Genomic DNA, 19,460 nt, shown 5'->3' on the forward strand with positions numbered 1-19,460 from the left:
CGAGGTTATTTGGCATTTGACAAGTGCACGCTGTTGAGTTCTCAAGGATCGGATGCTCCCACACCACCCCCGCAAGGGCTTCGTAGTGAGGCAACGTCACTTACTCTTCACTCGACTCCCGAACAGGACGGCACGCGACGACCAGAAGATCGTGACGGGCTCATCACCACGGGGCTTCGAGGTGGAGTCCCCATCCTAGACCAAGAGGCCTTGTTCTCTCTAGGAGAGGTTTGGGATGGATTGTGTTCTCCGCTTGAGGGGGCCGGAGGCCTTTCGGTCTCTCGCTCTTCCCTGTGGGGCGAACGAGTAATAAGTTACGCGGCTCCCGCAGGTCCGGCAAATCTCGTCCGCATCCCGGGCGTGTCGCGCGGGATTCCGCGGCTCACGCAGAGAGGCCGCCCTCCCCCGGCTCGGGGATGGACGGCCTCTCGTACGGCGGTGGTCAGGAGAGGAACACCCCGGCGAGGGTCTTCTTGCCGCGGCGCAGCACCGAGACGCCTCCCGGCAGGGAGCCCGAGATGACGTGGTCGTCATCGACGACCTTCACCCCATCGACCGACACGCCGCCCTGCGCGATCGCCCGGCGCGCTTCGCTCGCACTCGAGACCAGACCGGTGTCGAGAAGCGCCTGCACGACAGGGACACCTCTGTCAGCGGTGATGTTCGGGAGCTCCTCGAGAGCAGACCTCAGCGTCGGTGCATCCAATGCCGTCAGGTCACCCTGACCGAACAGCGCGTCGGAAGCCGCGGCGACCGCAGAGGCGGCATCCCATCCGTGAACGGTCGTCGTGACCTCCATCGCGAGCCGTCGCTGTGCGGCACGACGGAAGGGTTCGTCGACGACGAGCCGCTCGTACTCCTCGATCTCGTCCCGCGTGAGGAAGGTGAAGACCTTCAGGCGGGCGACCACGTCGGCGTCATCGGTGTTGAGCCAGAACTGGTACATCCGGTACGGGCTGCACATGTCAGCGTCCAGCCATACGGCGTTGCCTTCGCTCTTGCCGAACTTCGTCCCGTCGCTGTTGGTGATCAGCGGCGTGCCGATGGCGTGCACCGATGCACCCTCGACGCGATGGATGAGGTCGGTGCCGCTGGTCAGATTGCCCCACTGGTCGCTGCCACCGGTCTGGAGGACGCACCCGTACTGGCGGTAGAGCTCCAAGAAGTCCATCCCCTGCAGGATCTGGTAGCTGAACTCGGTGTAGCTGATGCCCGCATCGGAGTTGAGTCGCGCGGCGACGGCATCCTTCTTGAGCATCGTGCCGACGCGGTAGTGCTTGCCGATCTCACGGAGGAAGTCGATCGCGCTGAGCGGCGCCGTCCAGTCGAGGTTGTTCACGAGACGGGCCGCGTTGTCACCCTCGAAGCTCAGGAACCGGCCCACCTGACCGCGGAGGCGCTCCACCCATTCGGTCACGGTCTCCCGGGTGTTCAGCGTGCGCTCGGCCGTCGGGCGCGGATCGCCGATGAGGCCGGTCGATCCACCGACCAATCCCAGGGGCTTGTGGCCCGCAAGCTGCAGCCTGCGCAGGAGCAGGAGCTGCACGAGATTGCCGAGGTGCAGGCTCGGCGCCGTCGGGTCGAAGCCGCAGTAGTACGTGATCGGGTCGCCGGAGAGGAGGTCGCGCAGAGACGCCTCGTCGGTGGACACGTGCACGAGGCCACGCCAGACGATCTCGTCCCACACATTCGGGAAGGACGGGTCGTTGGCGGGCGCGAGAGCCTTCATTTCGGCGCTCGGAACGGATTCAGACACGCGTTCCAGGCTATCAGCGGGCCTGCGGCCGATCAGCGGGGCGCGACCTCGTCGTGCAGAGACACCGAGATCCCGCGCCTTCGCGGAAGAGTCAGACGGCCGTGCCCCACCACAGGAGGAAGGCGGCGCCGAGCGCCGTGACCCAGCTGACGAGACTGCCGATGAGGAAATACTCGGCCCGGGTACCGAGAGCACTGTCACGGGAGATCTCCGGGAATCGGACGATGCCCTTCGCTGCGAGGACGGCGGCCAGCAGAGTGAACGCGCCCGTCAGCGTCAGCGCGAAGACGAGAACGCGTTCGAGGGGCCCGATGAGTCGACCGCCCTTCAGCGCGGTGGGCGAATCGGCATTCACCTCGCCCCCGCGGAGCGCAGCACGCACGACGACATTCCCCGATTCGACGAGGAACGTGACCGCGCCGACGACGAAGACCGCCACATCGAAACTGACCGCACCGAGCGGCGAACCCGCCGGCCACGCTTCGCCGAGCGGCCCCTGATCGACGCGCACTCCGTGGAGGGCGACGGCGACGAACGAGGCGGCAGCCACGGCGATCAGCGGCCACAAGCCCGCGCGGCCACCGGTGGAACCGGGAGTCGCGAGGACCCAGACGGCGGCCACGGCGACCGCGACGAAGGCCCAGACCACGGCATCCGCTCCCGCCGCGCCGATGAGGATGAGGAGGGCGGCCGCCGCATACGCGACGCCGCGCCCCCGCGAGGGGACGTAGAGGCGGATGAGGTCGGCGACACCGACGCCGAGGAGGACGATTCCTGCACCGATCACGCGAGTCCCCGGACGAGGTCGGCGAATCCAGCGACGAGCGCCGCGGAGCCGGCGGAGGCGAGCGCCTGCGACACGGCGGGCTGGCTGATGCCTTCGGCGTCGGCGAGTTCTCGCTGCGTGCGCCCGAGGCATCGCCCGTAGGTCAAGCGGCGGGTGCGCTCGCTCATCGACGCGACGAGTTCGTCGCGAGCAAGGAGATAGGCGTTGGCGTACGCGATGCGTTCGTGCATGACGGCATCCTGCCCCGCTGCGGCGGCGATGCGGGTGCGCGCGTGCGGCACGGCGCGGTCCTGGAGCCGGTGCGCATCGTCGATCGCCTCGCGAGCCGCCCACCATCCCGGACCGTCGGTGATCGACTCGTCGATCGGATCCACCGCCCCCACGCCGATCCCGAATCTGAGCTGCACGCCCTCGGGAAGCCCCAACTGCACGAGCAGGAGGGACGCCACCGCGGCCGTGAGGCCGGGGAAGACGGCTTGGAACTCGTCGCCCACGGTGGCGGCGAGAGGAGCTGTCGCGACGGGGAGATCCGCGTGCACCTTCTCCGCCATCGTCACGATCGCCTGCTGGGCGCCGGCACGATCCTGCAGAATCCGCGACCCGACGATGTCAGCGATCACTGCGGCGTTGTCACCCATGCCTGAAGAGTAGGGCGGTGATGACATCGGTGCAATAAGCGAATGACTTATTTTTCGAAAGTTATAACCCGCGGACTCAGCGAAGTCAGACCTCCAGCGCGTGCGCGAGCTCCTGGGTGCGCGCCACCAGGGCGGCCCGCTGCTCGGCGACGCGCACCGGCGCCGTCCCCCCGGCGCCATCCCGGCTGGCGACCGAGCCGTCGATCGTGAGCACCTCGCGCACCTCGGGACCGAGATGCGGTGACACGTCCGAGAGGAGTGCATCGTCGGCATCCGCCAGCTCGATCCCCCGCTGCTCGCACGCCTGCACCAATGCCCCGGAGATCTCGTGCGCGTCGCGGAAGGGAACCCCGCGCTTGACGAGCCAGTCGGCCACGTCGGTGGCGAGCGAGAAACCCTCCGGCGCCGAGGCCGCCATCCGATCCGTGTCGAAACGGAGCGTCGCGATCATGCCCGCGAACGCCGGCAGCAGAACCTCCAGCGTCGTCACCGAATCGAAGACGGGCTCCTTGTCCTCCTGCAGATCGCGGTTGTACGCCAACGGCAGCGCCTTGAGTGTCGCCAGCAGCCCGGCGAGGTTGCCGATGAGGCGACCCGACTTGCCCCGCGCGAGTTCCGCGATGTCGGGATTCTTCTTCTGCGGCATGATGCTCGACCCGGTCGAGAAGCCGTCATCGAGACGCACGAAGGAGAACTCCCGCGTGTTCCAGATGATGATGTCCTCGGCGAACCGCGAGACATCGACGCCGATCATCGCCGTGATGAACGCGAACTCGGCGACGACGTCGCGGGCGGCGGTGCCGTCCATCGAGTTCTCAGCCGGGCGGGCGAGGCCCAGGTCGTCTGCGACGAGCTGAGCGTCCAGTCCGAAGGTGGCTCCGGCGAGCGCTCCCCCGCCGTACGGGGAGACCGATGCGCGGGCGGACCAGTCGCGTAGACGCTCGAGGTCGCGGACGAGCGGCCACGCGTGCGCCTGCAGATGATGGGCCAGCAGGACGGGCTGCGCGTGCTGCAGGTGGGTACGGCCGGGCATGATCGCCTCGGGGTGCGCCTCGGCTTGGGCGACGATGGCGTCGATGAGGCGCACGAGGTCTCGGGCGATGACGCGCGAGTGGTCCAGGAGGAACAAGCGCACGAGCGTGGCGATCTGATCGTTGCGGCTCCGCCCGGCGCGCAGCTTGCCGCCGAGCTCGGGCCCGACCTCGCGGATGAGAGCAGCCTCCAGCGCGCCGTGCACGTCCTCGTCGGACTCGGTCGCCACGAGCTCTCCGGCGCGCACCGCCTCACCGAGGACGTCGAGCCCCGCGTGCATGCGGCCCTCTTCGTCCGCCGTGAGGTAGCCGGCGCGCCCGAGCGCACGGGCGTGCGCGTGGGATCCGCGCAGGTCGTAGAGGGCGAGCGCCCAGTCGAAGTGCGTCGAACGGCTCAGCGCAGCGAGTTCCGGTGAGGGGCCCGTGGCGAACCGCCCGCCCCACAACGCGCCCTGATTCGTCGCTTCGTTCTTGCTCTCGCTCACGTCTCCACCCTATCGGCGGGGTTCCCGCCCTCCGTCGGCACCAGCCGGCGCGACACCGTGGCGAGCGCACCCTCCAGCGGGCCACGGCCGACGACGACCGCCCACAGGGTGCACAGCACGATCGCTCCCACGCAGAACCACCCCAGCGGGTGGAGATCTCGGAACGCCCGCAAGTCGGTCGTGTCGCCGAACACGGCGAGCGTGATGATCGCCCACGCGACGACCTGGCCGACGTAGGCGGTCAGCGGCATCGATCCGACGGCCCGCAGAGGTGCCAGAACCCAGGTCAGCGGCGTCCGGCACACGAGCAGGCACGCGCCGAGGACAGCCATCGCGAATCCCGTCGACGACACGACCTCGACGATTCCGCCGCTGTGCGCCTCGGCGCTGAGGACAGCGTCGAGGTACGAGTCCGGTTGCGCCCACCCGGCCATGTCCGCGACGGACCCGACGACCGTGCCGAGCGCCACCAGCACGACGCCGATCGCGAGGATCGACACCTGGGTGCCTGCCCGTCGCAGATCGGTGCGCCCCACGGCCATCCCCGCGGTGACGAAGGCGATCCACAGCGGGAAGGGGTACGCCCAGCCGACGGCGAAGAAGAGCGTCTCCCCCGCCTCACCCTCCCAGACGGGCAGGGCCTCGAGGTACGGCAGAATCCACGGGACCAGGACGGCGACGGCGACCGCGATCGCCCACAGGGCTGCCACCGGCAGTGCCAGGAGGGGCAGCGCGAGGAGGAACAGGATGCCGTAGGCAGGAAGTATCACGTAGATCGGCACCCCGGTCTGCGTCAACAGCAGTCCGATCGCCCACAGCATCACGGCGCGAACGGCCAGGCGTCGACGATCGACACCCAGCCTTGCACCGCGGTGCGGCATCCGACCGCCGGTGATGAGCGCGATCGACACGCCCGCCAGCACGGCGAACAGGATGGAGGACCGGCCGTTGACGACGTCGACCCACGTCGACGGATCGGTGAGCCGAAGCGGTTCCGGCGTGGTCAGCAGGTGCGCAGCGAGCATGCCGAACACGGCCAGCGCTCGGGCGAGGTCCACCCCGTGGAGCCTGGCGGGGCCGTTCCAGCTCCGCCAGGCACGTGTCACTGCTGCCGGAGCAGCCACACCAGCAGCGCCTTCTGCGCGTGCAGGCGGTTCTCCGCCTCATCCCAGACGACGCTCCGCGGCCCGTCGATGACGTCGGCGTCGACCTCGTATCCGCGGTCGGCGGGGAGGCAGTGAATGAAGATCGCGTCGCCCTCGGCGAGCGCCATCGTCTCCTGCGTGACCTTGTACGACCCGAGATCGCGCAGGCGCGCGATCTTCTCCTCCTCCTTGCCCATCGAGACCCATGTGTCGGTGACGATGACGTCGGCGCCGGCCGCAGCCTCGTTGGGGTCGGTGTAGAGAGTGAGGGAGCCGCCCGTCTCGGCGGCGATGCGGTCCGCGTCGGCGACGACGTCTTCGCGCGGCGCATAGGCCTCGGGCGAGGCGATGCGCACGTGCATGCCGGCGGTGACGCCGGCCAGCGCGTACGAATGCGACATGTTGGACAGACCGTCGCCGAAGAACGTGAGCGTCAGCCCCTTCAGCTGCCCCTTGTGCTCGCGGATGGTGAGGAGGTCGGCCAGCAGCTGGCAGGGGTGGAAATCGTCGCTCAGGGCGTTGACGACCGGGACGCGCGTGCCCGCCGCCATCTCCTCGAGGCCCGCCTGCGCGTACGTGCGCCACACGATCGCGGCGACCTGGCGCTCGAGCACGCGCGCCGTGTCGGACGGGTTCTCCTTGCCGCCGAGCTGGCTGTTCGCCGTCGAGATGATGAGCGGCGAGCCGCCGAGGTCGGCGATGCCGACCGCGAAGGAGACACGCGTACGAGTCGACGACTTGTCGAAGATCACCGCGACCGTCTGCGGCCCCTCGAGCGGCTTCTCCTTCCAACGGTCGGCCTTGAGCTCGAGCGCGAGGTCGAGAATCTCGGCCTGCTCGGCGGGGGTCAGGTCGTCGTCGCGCAGCAGGTGGCGGGTCATGCGGGGGCCTCCGTCGTGTCAGAAGTGTCGTCCGGGTCAGGGGTGCCGTCGAGCATCAGCGCATCCTCGACTGTGGCGAGGGCGCGGGCGAACAGGGTCTGGAACTCGTCGATCTCGACGTCCCCGATCGTGAGCGCCGGCGCGAGACGGATGGTCGAGTCGTTGGCCGCATTGATGATCAGCCCATGCTGCTGCGCCGCGGCGACGACCGCACCGGCGACGGGATGCCGCAGGGCGACGCCGACGAGGAGGCCGCGGCCGCGGCATCCCTCCACCAGCGTCGAACCGATCGCGATGACTGCGTCGCGGACCTGCTGCCCGCGCTCCGCGGCGGCCTCGACCAGCTCGGCTCGTTCGATCTCGTCGAGGACGGCCGACGCGACGGCGGTCGCGAGCGGATTGCCGCCGAAGGTCGAACCGTGGGTGCCCGGGTAGAAGAGATCGCTCGCCGCCCCGAACGTGATGAGCGCACCGATCGGGATGCCGTTGCCGATGCCCTTGGCGACCGTGATCGCGTCGGGGGTGATGCCCGCGTGCTGGAAGGCGAACCACGCGCCGGTGCGTCCGGCGCCGGTCTGGATCTCGTCGACGATCAGGAGCGCGCCATGCCGGCGGGTGATCTCGCGGGCGGCGGCGAGGTACCCCTCGGGGAGTTCGAGGACGCCGGCCTCGCCCTTGATGGGCTCGACGAACAGCGCGGCGACCCGGTCGTCCATGGCCGCCTCGAGCGCCTCGATCGTCGAGTCGAGGAACTCCACACCCGGCACCATCGGTTCGAACGGCTGCTGCATCGCCGGCTTGCCGGTGAGGGCGAGGGTGCCCATCGTGCGGCCGTGGAACGCGTTCTTGAGGGCGAGGATGCGGGGGCGATCGGCTCCCCCGTGGAGTCTCGCGAGCTTGAACGCCGCCTCGTTGGCCTCGGCGCCGGAGTTGCCGAAGTAGACGCGGCCGGTCTCGCCCGTTCCCGCGAGACGCTTGAGGCGGGCGGCGAGACCGAGCTGCGGCGGGGTGGCGAAGTAGTTGGACACGTGACCGAGGGTCGCGGCTTGGCTTGCGACCGCCTGCACGAACACCGGGTGCGCGTGGCCCAGCGAGATCACGGCGATCCCGCCGAGGAAGTCGAGGTATCGCGTGCCCTCGTCGTCCCACAGGTAGGCGCCCTCGCCGCGCACCAGCAGTGCGTAGCGGTCGCCGGAGTTGAGGACGAGGTCGCGTGCGGCGTCGTCCTTCCAGCTCGTCGTCGTCTGCACGATCATCCCGCCACCACCTCGGTTCCGATTCCGCGCCTCGTGAAGAGCTCCACCAGCACGGAGTGCGGCTGGCGTCCGTCGATGATCGCCGCGCGGTTCACTCCGCCGTCGACGGCGTCCAGGCACGCCTGCATCTTCGGGATCATCCCGGACTCCAGGCGCGGCAGCATGGTCCGCAGCTCGGTCGCCGTCAGGTTCGACACCAGCGAGTCGCGGTTCGGCCAGTCCGCGTACAGTCCCGCGACGTCCGTGAGGATGACCAGCTTGACGGCGCCCAGCGCGACCGCGAGCGCAGCGGCCGCGGCATCCGCGTTCACATTCAGGGAGCTTCCCGGCTCATCGACATCCGGCGCGATCGAGGAGACGACCGGCACCCGGCCGGCGGTGAGCTGGTCGTGGATCGGCTGCGGATCCACACCGACGACGTCGCCGACGTGACCGAGGTCGTGCTCGGCGCCGTCGACGACGACCCCGCGGCGGCGACCCTGGAACAGGCCCGCATCCTCGCCGGACATGCCCGTCGCGAAAGAGCCGTGCGCGTTGATGCGCGAGACGAGCTGCGGGTTGATCTGCCCCGCGAGCACCATGCGGACCACACCGATGGCCTCGGTGCTGGTGACGCGATAGCCGCCCTTGAACTCGCTCGGGATGTCGAGGCGGTCGAGCATCTTCGAGATCTGCGGCCCGCCGCCGTGGACGACGACGACCTTCACGCCGACGTGGTGCAGGTAGGCGATGTCCTCCGCGAACGCGGTCTGCAGCTCCTCGCTGACCATCGCGTTGCCGCCGTACTTGATGACGACGATCTGCTCACGGAAGCGCTTGAGCCACGGGAGGGATTCGACGAGGACGGCCGCCTTCCCGGCGGCCTCCTCAGGAGTGGTCTGCTGGATGTCGGTCATGACGAATAGGCGCTGTTCTCGTGGACGTAGTCGTGCGTCAGGTCGTTGGTGAGGATCGTCGCCGCCGCGTCGCCGACGCGGAGGTCGATGAGGATGTGCGTCGCCCGCGGCGCGAGGTCGACCTCATCGCGCGGACGGTCCGGGCCTCCGGCCGTGCAGACGCGCACACCGTTGAAGGACACATCGACGTCGTAGGGGTCGAAAGCGGCCTCGGTCGTCCCGATCGCCGCGAGCACCCGACCCCAGTTCGGGTCGTTGCCGAAGATCGCGGCCTTGAAGAGGTTGTTGCGCGCGACCGAGCGGCCGACGGTGACGGCGTCGTCCTCGCTCGCGGCGCCGATCACCTCGATCGTGATGTCGTGGCTCGCACCCTCGGCGTCGCCCTGCAGCTGCGCGGCGAGGTCGAGACACAGCTCGGTGAGGGCAGCGGCGAACGCATCCCCGTCGGGACGGATGCCGCTGGCTCCGCTCACGAGCAGGGTCACCTGGTCGTTCGTCGACATGCAGCCGTCGGAGTCGAGGCGGTCGAAGCTGACCCGGGTCGCCTGACGCAGCGCCGCGTCGGCACCGGCGGCATCCAGGTCGGCGTCCGTCGTGATGACGACGAGCATCGTTGCGAGGCCGGGCGCGAGCATGCCGGCCCCCTTCGCCATCCCGCCGATCGTCCAGCCGTCCCGGGTGACGACGGCGCGCTTGGGGCGCGAGTCGGTCGTCATGATCGCGAGCGAAGCGGCCTCTCCCCCGTCTGCCGAGAGCGCGGCGACGCCCTTCTCGACGCCGTCGAGCACCTTGCCGCGGAACACCTCGTCACCGGTTCCGATCAGACCGGTCGAGCACACGAGGACGTCGCCGGCGCTCACTGCGAGGAGCTCCGCCGTCTTCTCGGCGGTCTGATGCGTGGTCTGAAAGCCGAAGGGACCGGTGAAGCAGTTGGCGCCGCCGGAGTTGAGCACGATCGCCTCGACGACGCCGTCGCCGATGACCTGCTGCGACCAGAGGATGGGGTTCGCTTTGGCACGGTTGGTGGTGAAGACGGCGGCGCCGACCTTCCTCGGCCCGCGGTTCACGACCACGGCCACATCCTTCGCTCCGGTCGATTTGAGACCGACGGCCACGCCCGCCGCCTCGAACCCTTGTGCTGCCGTGACGCTCACGGGGCTACTCCGTTCACGCTCAGACCCGTCGACTCAGCGAGACCGAGGGCGATGTTCATCGATTGGATGGCGGCACCGGCTGTGCCCTTGACCAGGTTGTCGACCGCGGTGACCACGACGACCCGGTTCGCGGAGCGGTCGATGGCCAGTCCCATGAGGGCCGTGTTGGCGCCGACCACGTCGGCCGTGCGGGGGAAACGTCCCTCGGGAAGCACCTGGACGAAGGTCTCACCGGCGTAGGCGGACTCCCAGGCCTCCCGTATCTCGGCATCCGTGACGCCCGGCGCGATCGGCGCCGTCGAGGTGGCGAGGATGCCGCGGGCCATCGGGACCAGCACGGGTGTGAAAGAGATCCGGATGTCGCGCGCAGCGGGCGCTGCGGCGGCGAGCGCCTGCCGGATCTCGGGGATGTGGCGGTGCGTGCCGCCGACGGCGTACGGGTTGGCCGTGCCGAGGATCTCGGAGGCGAGAAGGTTGGTCTTGAGGCTCTTGCCCGCGCCGGACGGTCCTACCGCCAGGACGGAGACGATGTCACCCGGGTCGATGACGCCCGCGGCGACACCGGGGGCGAGACTGAGTGACACGGTGGAGGCGTTGCAGCCGGGGGCGGCGATCCGGCGCGCCCCTGCCAGCAGGTCGCGCTGCTTGACCCCGTCGGCGAGGAGCTCCGGGACGCCGTATGCCCACGGCTCGGGGAAGTCGCCGCCGTAGAACTGATCCCACGCGGCCCGGTCGGTCAGCCGGTGATCGGCGCCGGCATCGATCACGAGCGGGACGTCGGCCAGCATCTCGGTGTACTGCGCCGATTGCCCGTGCGGCAGGGCGAGGAAGACGACGTCGTGCCCGGCGAGGACCTCCGGCGTCGTGTCCTCGAGCGTGAGGTGCGCCAGCGAACGCAGATGCGGTTGGTGGTCGATGAGCGGCTGTCCGGCGTTCGAATGCGCCGTGACGGTGCGGATCTCGACGTCGGGGTGGGCGGCGAGGAGGCGGAGGATCTCGCCACCCGCATAGCCGGAAGCGCCGGAGACGGCGACCGAGATGGTCATGGATTCAACCTTATTGTCTGGGAGGAACAGGGCCGGAACGGCGACACCTGCGGCTCACTCCGAGACGCGGAGCACAGCGGGAGGGTCGCCTACCGTCGGCGGTCGCCCAGACGTCGACGCGCGCGCGAGCCCGCGGAAGCGGGGAGGATCGCGGCGGAGGACACACCGTGACGGTATCGCCGCGGCATCCGCTCTCGCAAATCGACCGTCACACGCCGGTCGCGGTCTCGCCCTCCCACACACGCAGCAGGTCGAGCTCCTCACTGCGTTCGAGCCCTGAGCCCCGCGCGCGCGAGACGCCGCGCCGGCGTTCGTCGTCGAGAACGCGAGCGGTCGTATCCTCGATCGGACGGACGCGGCCACCCGCGGCGAGATACGCCGCGTTGCTGCGCGTCGCGAAGCCCGGCATGTCGTCGGGAAGCCAGAGCGGAAGCGACCGCGGCCCCATCCAGTAGCCCACGCCGTGACGCTCCAACCACTCCGCCGGAACCGTGCGGACCTGGCCGGTGTGCCCCGCGAGACGACGCGCGAGGGCGACGAACTCGTCGAACGGATGCGGCTCCCCCACGGCGTTGACGACGCCGTCGAACGCGCGGGCACCGGCGCTGACGACGAAGTCGGCGAGGTCATCGACGTCGATCACCTGCACACGGCCGCGAGTCTCCGGCACGAGGACGGGCCCCTCTCCCGCGGCCGCGAACCGGGCCGTCCAGTATCCGAAGCGGTCCGTCGGGTCGCCGGGGCCGACGATGAGCCCCGGTCGCACGACCGCGACTCGCGCCGCCAGCCCGACCGCTGCCTGCTCGGCGGCGACCTTCGCGCGGGCGTAGTCGTCCTCGTCCCCCTCGTTCCAGGCAGGCACGACCTCGGCGGTCTCGTCCGCGTCCTCCTCGTCGGCGTCCGCATACACCGAGACACTCGACACGTAGGTCGCGTGGGCGGCGCGACCGGCGAGCGCGTCCGCAGCGTCCCGCACGTGGACAGGGTTCGAGGAGACGTCGACCACCTCGTCCCAGTCGCGCCCCGCGACATCGCGGTAGGCATCGGGCGCGGCACGGTCGGCGACCACGAGCTCGACTCCGTCAGGCGCTGCACGGCGCCCCCTCGCCACGCTCGTCACCTCGGCTCCGCGGTCCATCCATCGCTGCGCGACGCGGGACCCCAGCCAGCCGGTTCCGCTCAGGATCAGGATGCGCGTCATGCATCCCATCGAACCAGCGGCCGCGGCGGGGCAACACCCCGAGACACGAGATCAGTTCGGCAGCGCCCGGATCTTCGCGAGCAGATCGGGACCGGTCCGTTCGATGAGGCGCCCACCGATCACGATGCCGAGCAGGGCGACGACGATCCCCGTCAGGACGCCGACGGTCAGCGCGACCCAGGCCCACACCCGATCCGATGAGGACGAGGCGATGATCGCGGTGACGATCGCCGGGGCCGACAGCGCGATCACCACGCCCCAGACGACGAAAGCCAGCAGCCCGTTGACGAAGGTCTGTCCCGGGACGCTCTTGAACGGACTGTCGCCCGGCGCGGCGACGGGACTGATGATGAGGGCGGACGACACCGCCGAGACGCCGTACCCGACGAGGATGATGCCGAGCGACGCACCGAGGGTCACCGGGAGCCGCGATGTCGTGCCGGATACGGCAGCGGTCACCACCGCGAGAAGGACGATCAGCGGCACGCCGACACACGCCGCTCCCAGTGTCCTGCCGGCCCGGTCGGCGAACCCTCGGACGCCCGTCGCCAGCGCCGTCGCGTACGCGGTGCCGTCGTAGGAGACGTCGGTGTAGCCGACGATGGACAGCATCAGTGCAGCGAACATCGGCGATAAGCCGAAGAAGAACCCGTCGGGTCCGCCGGTGACCAGGAACACCGTCGGGAGCAGCGGAACGATGAGGATCTGCCGCAGGTAGCGGGGGTCCCGCAGCCACGCGTTCAGCGACCGCGCCCAGGTCGCACCGACGCCGCCGGTCGGCATGACGCCGAACAGGCCGAGACGGCCCGCAGCCGCCACCCGGCGCGTACGGCGCGGTGCGGCATCCGTCCCTGCGTCGATGACCCGTGACCACACCCCCCACAGCACGAGGACGGTCGCGGCGGCGATCCCCAGGCGTGCGAGCGCGGGCAGGACGTCGCCGGCGGCGAGCGCGGGAGCGACACCCCACGCGGCACCGATCGGGGTCCACGGCAGGATGCCGGCCGCGGCGACGAGCCGCGACACCAGGTCACCGCCACTGTCGAGGAGCGACAGCGTGCCGGTGAGGATCGGCCCCGCCATGACGATCAGGATCAGGACGACCGTGCCGATGAGTTCGCGGCCGCGGCGGCTGCCGCCGAGCCCCCCGGAGAGTTCCGCGACCAGCCGTGACGCCAGCACACAGGTGACCACGGCCAGCGCGGCGCAAGGGATCGCCACGAGCACGGCGATCGGCCACCTCACCCACAGGATCACGGTGCTCAGCGCTGCGATCGCGGTTGCGATGCCCGGAAGACCGGTCAAGCCGGTTCCGGCGAGCGCGAGCATCGTCTGAGTGCGGGTGAAGGGGAAGACGGCGAGGCGACGGGCGTCGATCGAGGTGTCCATGCCGGTGATGAGGATCGGGCCGAGGACCCATCCCAGCAGGAGTACCGTGCCGCCGAGGATGCTCACCGCCGCGGCCGTGTCGAGGGGTTGGTACACCGCGAGCGCGACCATGCCGCCGATCACCGACAGGAGCGCACCGATCGCCCACAGCGCCCCGAAGATGAACCCCACGAGTTGCCAGGGTCGACGGGCGAGCGTGTTGAACAGGGCGCGATACCTCAGCTTCAGGACTGCCGCAACCACTGCGGTCCCTCCGACTGGTGCCGCCCGCCGACGAGGGACACGAAACGGTTCTGGAGGCTGTCGCCCGCGCGAACCTCCTCGATCGTCCCCGCGGCCAGTACCCGGCCTGCCGCGATGACGGCGACGTGATCGCACATGCGCTGCACGAGGTCCATCGAGTGACTCGACACGATGACCGAGCCGCCCGAGGCGGTGTAGCCGCGCAGCACGTCCTCGATGTTGGCCGCCGACACCGGGTCGACGGACTCGAACGGTTCGTCGAGGACGAGCAGGCGCGGCGCATGGACGAGCGCGCAGGCGAGGGCGACCTTCTTGGTCATCCCGGCCGAGTAGTCCGCGACGATGGTTCCTGCCGCGGGGCGGAGGTCCATGAGGTCGAGCAGATCCGACACCCGCTGAGTGATCTCCGGGCGCGGCAGGCCGAACATCATTCCCGTGTACGTGATGAGCTGCTCGCCCGTGAGCCGATCGAAGAGGCGGATGCCGTCCGAGAGGTTTCCGATCATCCGTTTCGCCGTCACCGGGTCACCCCACACATCGACACCGTGCACGTGGGCGCTCCCGCTATCCGGCTTCAGCAGCCCGGTCGCCATCGACAGGGTCGTCGTCTTGCCGGCGCCGTTCGGGCCGACGAGCCCGTAGAACGAACCGGCAGGGACGACAAGATCGATGCCGGCGACGGCGGTGACGGAGCCGAACTGCTTCACGAGTCCGGTCAGCTGCAGGGCGGGGACGGTCCGGGAGTCGGTCACGGGCAGAGCCTAACCGCCCGGGCAACGGGTGTCGGGGGCGCCTGGCACAGTGGAGGGATGCTGCGCACGCTCGCCGTATCCGGGTACCGCTCGCTCCGCGACGTCCTCATCCCCCTGGAGAACCTCACCGTCGTGACCGGGCCGAACGGGTCGGGGAAGTCGAACCTCTATCGCGCGCTCCGGCTGCTGGCGTCGGCGGCGACGGGCGACCTCGTCGGCGCGGTCGCCCGCGAAGGCGGGCTCCCCTCGCTCCTGTGGGCGGGACCGGAGGAGGGCGGCGACCAGGGCACGGTGCGTCGGAACCCGATCGCCGTGCAGCTCGGCTTCGCGGCGGACGAGCTGGGCTACCTCGTCGATCTCGGCATCCCCCAGGCATCCCGCGACAGCGTGTTCGCGCGGGATCCCGAGATCAAGCGCGAGCAGGTCTTCGCCGGGCCGCTTGCGAAGCCCGCGACGCTCCTGATCGATCGCCTCCGCGGTCAGACGCGAGTCCGTGACGGCGGATGGGTGCCGCTCGACCAGAAACTCGCTCCCTTCGAGAGCATCATCACCGACCTCGCCGACGGCGACACCGCTCCCGAACTGCTGGGGCTCCGGCGCATCATGAACGGCTGGCGCTTCTACGATCACTTCCGGGTCGACGCGGACGCCCCCGCTCGCCGCCCGCAGGTCGGGACGCGGTCCCCCGTTCTGTCGCACGACGGCTCGAACCTCGCCGCCGTCTGGGCCACGGTGGTCGACGCCGGGCTCGAGCACCTGCTCGACCGCGCGGTCGACGACGCCTTCCCGGGCAGCCGTGTCAGAGTCGCGGCATCCGACGGCATCCTGCGGCTCACCGTGACGCAACCCGGACTACTCCGGCCGCTCGAGGCCGCTGAGCTCTCCGACGGGACCCTCCGCTACCTGTTGCTGTGCGCGGCGCTCCTGCCGGCCCGGCCCGCGCCGCTCACGGTCCTCAACGAACCCGAGTCGAGCCTGCATGTCAGCCTGCTCGAGCCGCTGGCGGGCCTCGTCCGCGCCGCATCCGAGAACTCCCAGGTGCTGCTGGTCTCGCACGCGGCGGGTCTCATCGACGCGCTCCCCGAAGCGCACCGGATCTCGCTCGAACGCCGCGGCAACGGCACAGCCGTCTCGGGGCAGGGACGGCTCGACGCTCCCCCCTGGAACTGGGGAAAGCGCTGAGGCCCCTCAGGGCACGGTGGGCGACGGTCAGTCGCGGATCGTCGCCCCGAAGCGCTCGGTCGCGACGGCGACCCCGGCGAGCTTCGCCTCGGTCGCTTCGGAAGCCGTCAGCGTCCGGTCGTCGGCGCGGAACCGCAGTGCGAAGGTCAGGCTCTTCGCGCCGTCTGCGACACCCGGTCCGCGATAGTCGTCGACGAGGCGCAGGTCCTCGAGGAGCGACCCGGCGCCGTTGACGAGCGCCGCACGGACGGCGCCCGCGGGGACGTCAGCCGGCACGACGAGCGACACGTCCTGCGTCGCCGCGGGGAAGGTCGCGAGAGACGCGGCAGCGGTGGGTTCGCTGACGAGCGACAAGATGCCGTCGAGGTCGAGCTCGGCGACGAACACGCGTCCGTGCAGGTCGGCGGCGGCCGCCACCGCCGGTAGGAGCTCGCCGACGTAACCGACCTCCACGTCATGAACGTGGAGCGTGCCGGTGCGACCGGGGTGGAGTGCTGCTCGCTCGCCCTGCCGCACCTCGATCTCGACACCCGCAGCAGCAGCGATCGTGCGCACAGCGCCCAACGCATCGGCGAGGTCGAACGCCACCGCGGCAGCACCGGGGCGCTTCACCGCAGCGTGGCCGTGCAGCAGGACCGCGACGTGGCGCGGCTGCGGCGGGATAGAGGCGTGCAGCGCGGCGAGGGTCTCCTCATCCGGTCGCTGCGCGAGCGGCGGCACGGAGTCGGTGCCGTAGGTCACACCCTCATCCGGGGTGAAGACGCTGCCGGACTCGAACAGGGCGACGTCGGTGAAACCGCGCGAGACGTTCCGATGTGCGATCTGAAGGAGGCCGGGGATGAGCGACCGACGCAGGTGGGGCGCCTGTCCGTCGAGCGGGTTGGCGAGCCGGATCGAGGTCAGGTGCTCCCCCCACGCGGAGCCGTGGAGGTCGTTCTGCTCCTCGGTCGTGAAGGGAAAGGCGACGACCTCGACGAGGCCGGCTGCGGCCAGCGCGTTCGCGACGCGACGGCGTCCGCGCTGGTGCGGCGTGAGGCCGCGGCCGGACGGCGGGGTCGGGAGGATCGACGGGATGCGGTCGAGCCCGTGGATCCGGGCGACCTCCTCCGCCAGTGTCCAGCGGTCGGTGAGATCGGGACGCCAGGACGGCGGGATGACCTCCCACGCGTCTTCCGCATCCGAGACCTCGCAGCCGATCGTCTCGAGGGCGCCGACGATCTCGTCGTCCGAGTAGTCGACGCCGATGAGCCCGGCCGTGAAGGACTTCGGCAGGTCGATCGACGGGATGAACACCTCGGCGAACAGGGCACCACCGGTCTGCGTGTCGAGGGTGCCGCCGGCGAGCTCGACCATGAGGTCGGCGACGCGGCGCGCGGCGACGAACGGGATCAACGGGTCGACTCCGCGCTCGAAGCGGCGCGATGCCTCGCTGGGCAGCTTGTGACGCCGGGCCGTCCGCGCGATGGACACCGTGTCGAAGATCGCCGCCTCGATGAGGACGTTGCGCGTGGCATCCCCCATCTCAGTCTTGCCGCCGCCCATGACCCCGGCGAGGCCGATCGGGCCGGACTCGTCGGTGATCAGCAGATCCTCGGCGTCGAGGGTGCGCTCCTTGCCGTCCAGAGTCGTGAGCTTCTCACCCGCGGTCGCGCGACGGACGGTGATGCCTCCCGTCAGCGTGTCGAGGTCGTACCCGTGGATCGGGTTGCCGAGCTCGAGCATCACGTAGTTGGTGATGTCGATCAGGATGCCGAGAGAGCGGATGCCGGCGAGCGTGAGGCGCGCGGTCATCCACGGCGGCGTCGGTCGCGACGGGTCCACGTCGCGCACGATGCGGACGACGAACTCGCTCGCTCCGGGCTTGCCGTGGATGGGCGCCGCGTCGTCGATCGTGACGGGGAATCCGCCGGTCGGCTGCTCGAGCTCCTCGAAGTCGCGCAGACCCGGGTCGCGGAAGGCCGCCCCGGTGGCGTGCGCGTACTCACGCGCCACGCCTCGGATCGACAGCGCGTACCCGCGGTCGGGGGTGACGTTGATGTCGACGGCGACGTCGTCGAGCCCGAGCAGGGAGATGGCGTCGGTGCCGACCTCGGGGTCGAGGCCGAGCTCGGTCAGACGGAGGATGCCGGAGTGCTCGTCACCGAGGCCGAGCTCCTTCGCGGAGGCGATCATGCCGTCGGAGACGTGGCCGTACGTCTTGCGCGCCGCGATCGGGAAGGGACCGGGCAGGACGGCGCCCGGCAGCGTCACGACGACCTTGTCGCCCTCGAAGAAGTTGCCGGCGCCGCAGACGATGCCGCGGATGCCGCCGTGCTCCTCACCGACGTCGACCTGGCACCACCGGATGGTCTTGCCGTTGGACTGCGGCTCGGGCTCGAACGAGACGACGCGACCGACGACGATCGGACCGCTGAGGTCGAACGCGTGCACGTCCTCCTCCTCGAACCCGACCGACACGAGCGACGCGAGCACGTCCTCGGGAGTCGTGCCGGGCGCGACGTCGACGTATTCGCGCAACCAGGAGAGCGGGACGCGCATCAGACCACCATTCCGAACTGCTCGCTGAAGCGGACATCGCCCTCGGCCATGTCTCGCATGTCCTGCACATCGCTGCGGAACATCAGGGTCCGCTCGATGCCCATGCCGAAGGCGAAGCCCGAGTGGACCTCGGGGTCGATGCCCGCGGCGCGGAGGACGTTGGGGTTCACCATCCCGCATCCGCCCCACTCGATCCAGCGCGCGCCGCCCGGGAAGGTCGGGTGCCACAGGTCGAGCTCGGCGGACGGCTCGGTGAACGGGAAGTAGTTGGTGCGGAACCGGGTCTTCGCCTCGGCGCCGAAGAGCACCTTGGCCGCGTGGTCGAGGGTGCCCTTGAGGTTCGCCATCGTGATGCCCTTGTCGATGACGAGGCCCTCGAACTGCGTGAACGCCGGCAGGTGCGTCGCGTCGAACTCGTCGGTGCGGTAGACCCTGCCCGGGCAGAGGACGTAGATGGGCAGCTCGCGCTCGAGCATCGAGCGCACCTGCACGGGGCTCGTGTGCGTGCGCATGACGAGGTGACGCGCGACCGGATCGACGAAGAAGGTGTCCTGCATCTGACGTGCGGGATGGTCGGGCGCGAAGTTCAGGGCGTCGAAGTTGAACCACTCGTGCTCGAGCTCGGGTCCTTCCGCGATCTCCCAGCCCATGCCGACGAACAGGTCCGCGATCTCCTCCTGCAGGAGCGAGATCGGATGCCGTGCCCCGACGCGCGCGGCGGGGACGATCGCGGTGATGTCGACGCGCTCGGCCTCGAGCTTCGCGGCCGTCTCGGCGGCGGCGAGCTCGGCCTCACGGGCGGCGAGTGCCTGGTTGACGCGACCGCGCGCCTGACCGACGAGCTTGCCGGAGGCGGCCTTCTGATCGTTCGGGACGTTCCGCAGTTCGGCGTTCAAGCGCGCGAGCGGCGACCCTTCCGCGGTGTGGGCCGAGCGAGCGGCCTTCAGCGCAGCGGTGTCGGGAGCGGCGGCGAAAGCGGCCAGCGCCTCGGAGACGGCGGCATCCACCGCCTCGGGGGTGATCTGGGGTGCGTCGGACACGAGAGACGAGTCTACCGGCGGGCCGGAGCGCGGCCCGCCG

Annotated in this window: 16 protein-coding genes; 1 reads left to right on the plus strand and 15 read right to left on the minus strand. The window is 70.1% G+C overall.

The window, feature by feature from the left end:
• Positions 1 to 442: 442 nt before the first annotated feature.
• From tyrS to AB0259_RS14595, 13 genes are all read right to left on the minus strand, one after another.
• Positions 443 to 1,756 carry a tyrosine--tRNA ligase gene (gene tyrS, locus AB0259_RS14535; RefSeq protein WP_366223175.1) on the minus strand — a complete coding sequence of 438 codons (1,314 nt, stop codon included), beginning with the start codon at positions 1,754 to 1,756 and terminating at the stop codon, positions 443 to 445.
• A gap of 91 nt (positions 1,757 to 1,847) precedes the next feature.
• Positions 1,848 to 2,543 (minus strand): hypothetical protein, encoded by a 696-nt coding sequence (locus AB0259_RS14540; protein WP_366223176.1) that lies wholly within the window; start codon positions 2,541 to 2,543, stop codon positions 1,848 to 1,850.
• Entirely contained in the window at positions 2,540 to 3,181 is a 642-nt protein-coding gene (locus AB0259_RS14545) for a SatD family protein (protein WP_251582713.1), read from the minus strand. Before AB0259_RS14545 ends, AB0259_RS14540 begins: the two co-directional genes overlap by 4 nt.
• Before the next feature lie 85 nt (positions 3,182 to 3,266).
• Positions 3,267 to 4,697: an argininosuccinate lyase gene (gene argH / locus AB0259_RS14550; RefSeq protein ID WP_366223177.1), complete on the minus strand. Its 1,431-nt coding sequence runs from the start codon at positions 4,695 to 4,697 to the stop codon at positions 3,267 to 3,269.
• Complete coding sequence (locus AB0259_RS14555) at positions 4,694 to 5,755, minus strand: heparan-alpha-glucosaminide N-acetyltransferase domain-containing protein (RefSeq protein ID WP_366223178.1); 1,062 nt, start codon at positions 5,753 to 5,755, stop codon at positions 4,694 to 4,696. Before AB0259_RS14555 ends, argH begins: the two co-directional genes overlap by 4 nt.
• Before the next feature lie 44 nt (positions 5,756 to 5,799).
• Positions 5,800 to 6,723 (minus strand): ornithine carbamoyltransferase, encoded by a 924-nt coding sequence (gene argF / locus AB0259_RS14560; RefSeq protein ID WP_366223179.1) that lies wholly within the window; start codon positions 6,721 to 6,723, stop codon positions 5,800 to 5,802.
• On the minus strand, positions 6,720 to 7,979 hold the full coding sequence (locus tag AB0259_RS14565) for an acetylornithine transaminase (protein WP_366223180.1): 1,260 nt from the start codon (positions 7,977 to 7,979) through the stop codon (positions 6,720 to 6,722). Before AB0259_RS14565 ends, argF begins: the two co-directional genes overlap by 4 nt.
• The gene (gene argB, locus AB0259_RS14570; protein WP_366223181.1) at positions 7,976 to 8,875 is read right to left on the minus strand and encodes an acetylglutamate kinase; all 900 of its coding nucleotides are present in this window, start codon (positions 8,873 to 8,875) and stop codon (positions 7,976 to 7,978) included. Before argB ends, AB0259_RS14565 begins: the two co-directional genes overlap by 4 nt.
• On the minus strand, positions 8,872 to 10,029 hold the full coding sequence (gene argJ, locus AB0259_RS14575) for a bifunctional glutamate N-acetyltransferase/amino-acid acetyltransferase ArgJ (protein ID WP_366223182.1): 1,158 nt from the start codon (positions 10,027 to 10,029) through the stop codon (positions 8,872 to 8,874). Before argJ ends, argB begins: the two co-directional genes overlap by 4 nt.
• Entirely contained in the window at positions 10,026 to 11,075 is a 1,050-nt protein-coding gene (gene argC / locus AB0259_RS14580; RefSeq protein WP_366223183.1) for an N-acetyl-gamma-glutamyl-phosphate reductase, read from the minus strand. Before argC ends, argJ begins: the two co-directional genes overlap by 4 nt.
• 208 nt (positions 11,076 to 11,283) lie before the next feature.
• A complete protein-coding gene (locus tag AB0259_RS14585; RefSeq protein ID WP_366223184.1) occupies positions 11,284 to 12,276 on the minus strand; it encodes an NAD-dependent epimerase/dehydratase family protein in 993 nt (330 codons plus the stop codon).
• A gap of 51 nt (positions 12,277 to 12,327) precedes the next feature.
• Complete coding sequence (locus AB0259_RS14590) at positions 12,328 to 13,908, minus strand: hypothetical protein (RefSeq protein WP_366223185.1); 1,581 nt, start codon at positions 13,906 to 13,908, stop codon at positions 12,328 to 12,330.
• On the minus strand, positions 13,890 to 14,660 hold the full coding sequence (locus tag AB0259_RS14595; RefSeq protein WP_366223186.1) for an ABC transporter ATP-binding protein: 771 nt from the start codon (positions 14,658 to 14,660) through the stop codon (positions 13,890 to 13,892). Before AB0259_RS14595 ends, AB0259_RS14590 begins: the two co-directional genes overlap by 19 nt.
• Positions 14,661 to 14,717: 57 nt before the next feature.
• Here AB0259_RS14595 and AB0259_RS14600 point away from each other — a divergent pair, with 57 nt between their 5' ends.
• Positions 14,718 to 15,842, plus strand: coding sequence for an AAA family ATPase (locus AB0259_RS14600; protein WP_251582692.1), 1,125 nt, complete (start codon positions 14,718 to 14,720; stop codon positions 15,840 to 15,842).
• Positions 15,843 to 15,869: 27 nt separating this feature from the next.
• Here AB0259_RS14600 and pheT read toward each other — a convergent pair whose 3' ends face one another.
• The gene (gene pheT / locus AB0259_RS14605) at positions 15,870 to 18,380 is read right to left on the minus strand and encodes a phenylalanine--tRNA ligase subunit beta (protein ID WP_366223187.1); all 2,511 of its coding nucleotides are present in this window, start codon (positions 18,378 to 18,380) and stop codon (positions 15,870 to 15,872) included.
• Positions 18,380 to 19,420, minus strand: a complete 1,041-nt coding sequence (gene pheS / locus AB0259_RS14610; protein WP_366223188.1) for a phenylalanine--tRNA ligase subunit alpha — start codon at positions 19,418 to 19,420, stop codon at positions 18,380 to 18,382. Before pheS ends, pheT begins: the two co-directional genes overlap by 1 nt.
• Positions 19,421 to 19,460: the final 40 nt, after the last annotated feature.

The organism is Microbacterium sp. NPDC080005 (assembly GCF_040702445.1).
GTDB classification, from domain to species: Bacteria; Actinomycetota; Actinomycetes; order Actinomycetales; family Microbacteriaceae; genus Microbacterium; species Microbacterium oleivorans_D.

Bases quoted from the DNA above. Each gene is read 5' to 3' on its own strand.
- AB0259_RS14545 (WP_251582713.1), bottom strand. From the start codon at position 3,181: ATGGGTGACAACGCCGCAGTGATCGCTGACATCGTCGGGTCGCGGATT.
- argF (WP_366223179.1), bottom strand. From the start codon at position 6,723: ATGACCCGCCACCTGCTGCGCGACGACGACCTGACCCCCGCCGAGCAG.
- AB0259_RS14565 (WP_366223180.1), bottom strand. From the start codon at position 7,979: ATGATCGTGCAGACGACGACGAGCTGGAAGGACGACGCCGCACGCGAC.
- argB (WP_366223181.1), bottom strand. From the start codon at position 8,875: ATGACCGACATCCAGCAGACCACTCCTGAGGAGGCCGCCGGGAAGGCG.
- argC (WP_366223183.1), bottom strand. From the start codon at position 11,075: ATGACCATCTCGGTCGCCGTCTCCGGCGCTTCCGGCTATGCGGGTGGC.
- AB0259_RS14585 (WP_366223184.1), bottom strand. From the start codon at position 12,276: ATGACGCGCATCCTGATCCTGAGCGGAACCGGCTGGCTGGGGTCCCGC.
- AB0259_RS14600 (WP_251582692.1), top strand. From the start codon at position 14,718: ATGCTGCGCACGCTCGCCGTATCCGGGTACCGCTCGCTCCGCGACGTC.
- pheT (WP_366223187.1), bottom strand. From the start codon at position 18,380: ATGCGCGTCCCGCTCTCCTGGTTGCGCGAATACGTCGACGTCGCGCCC.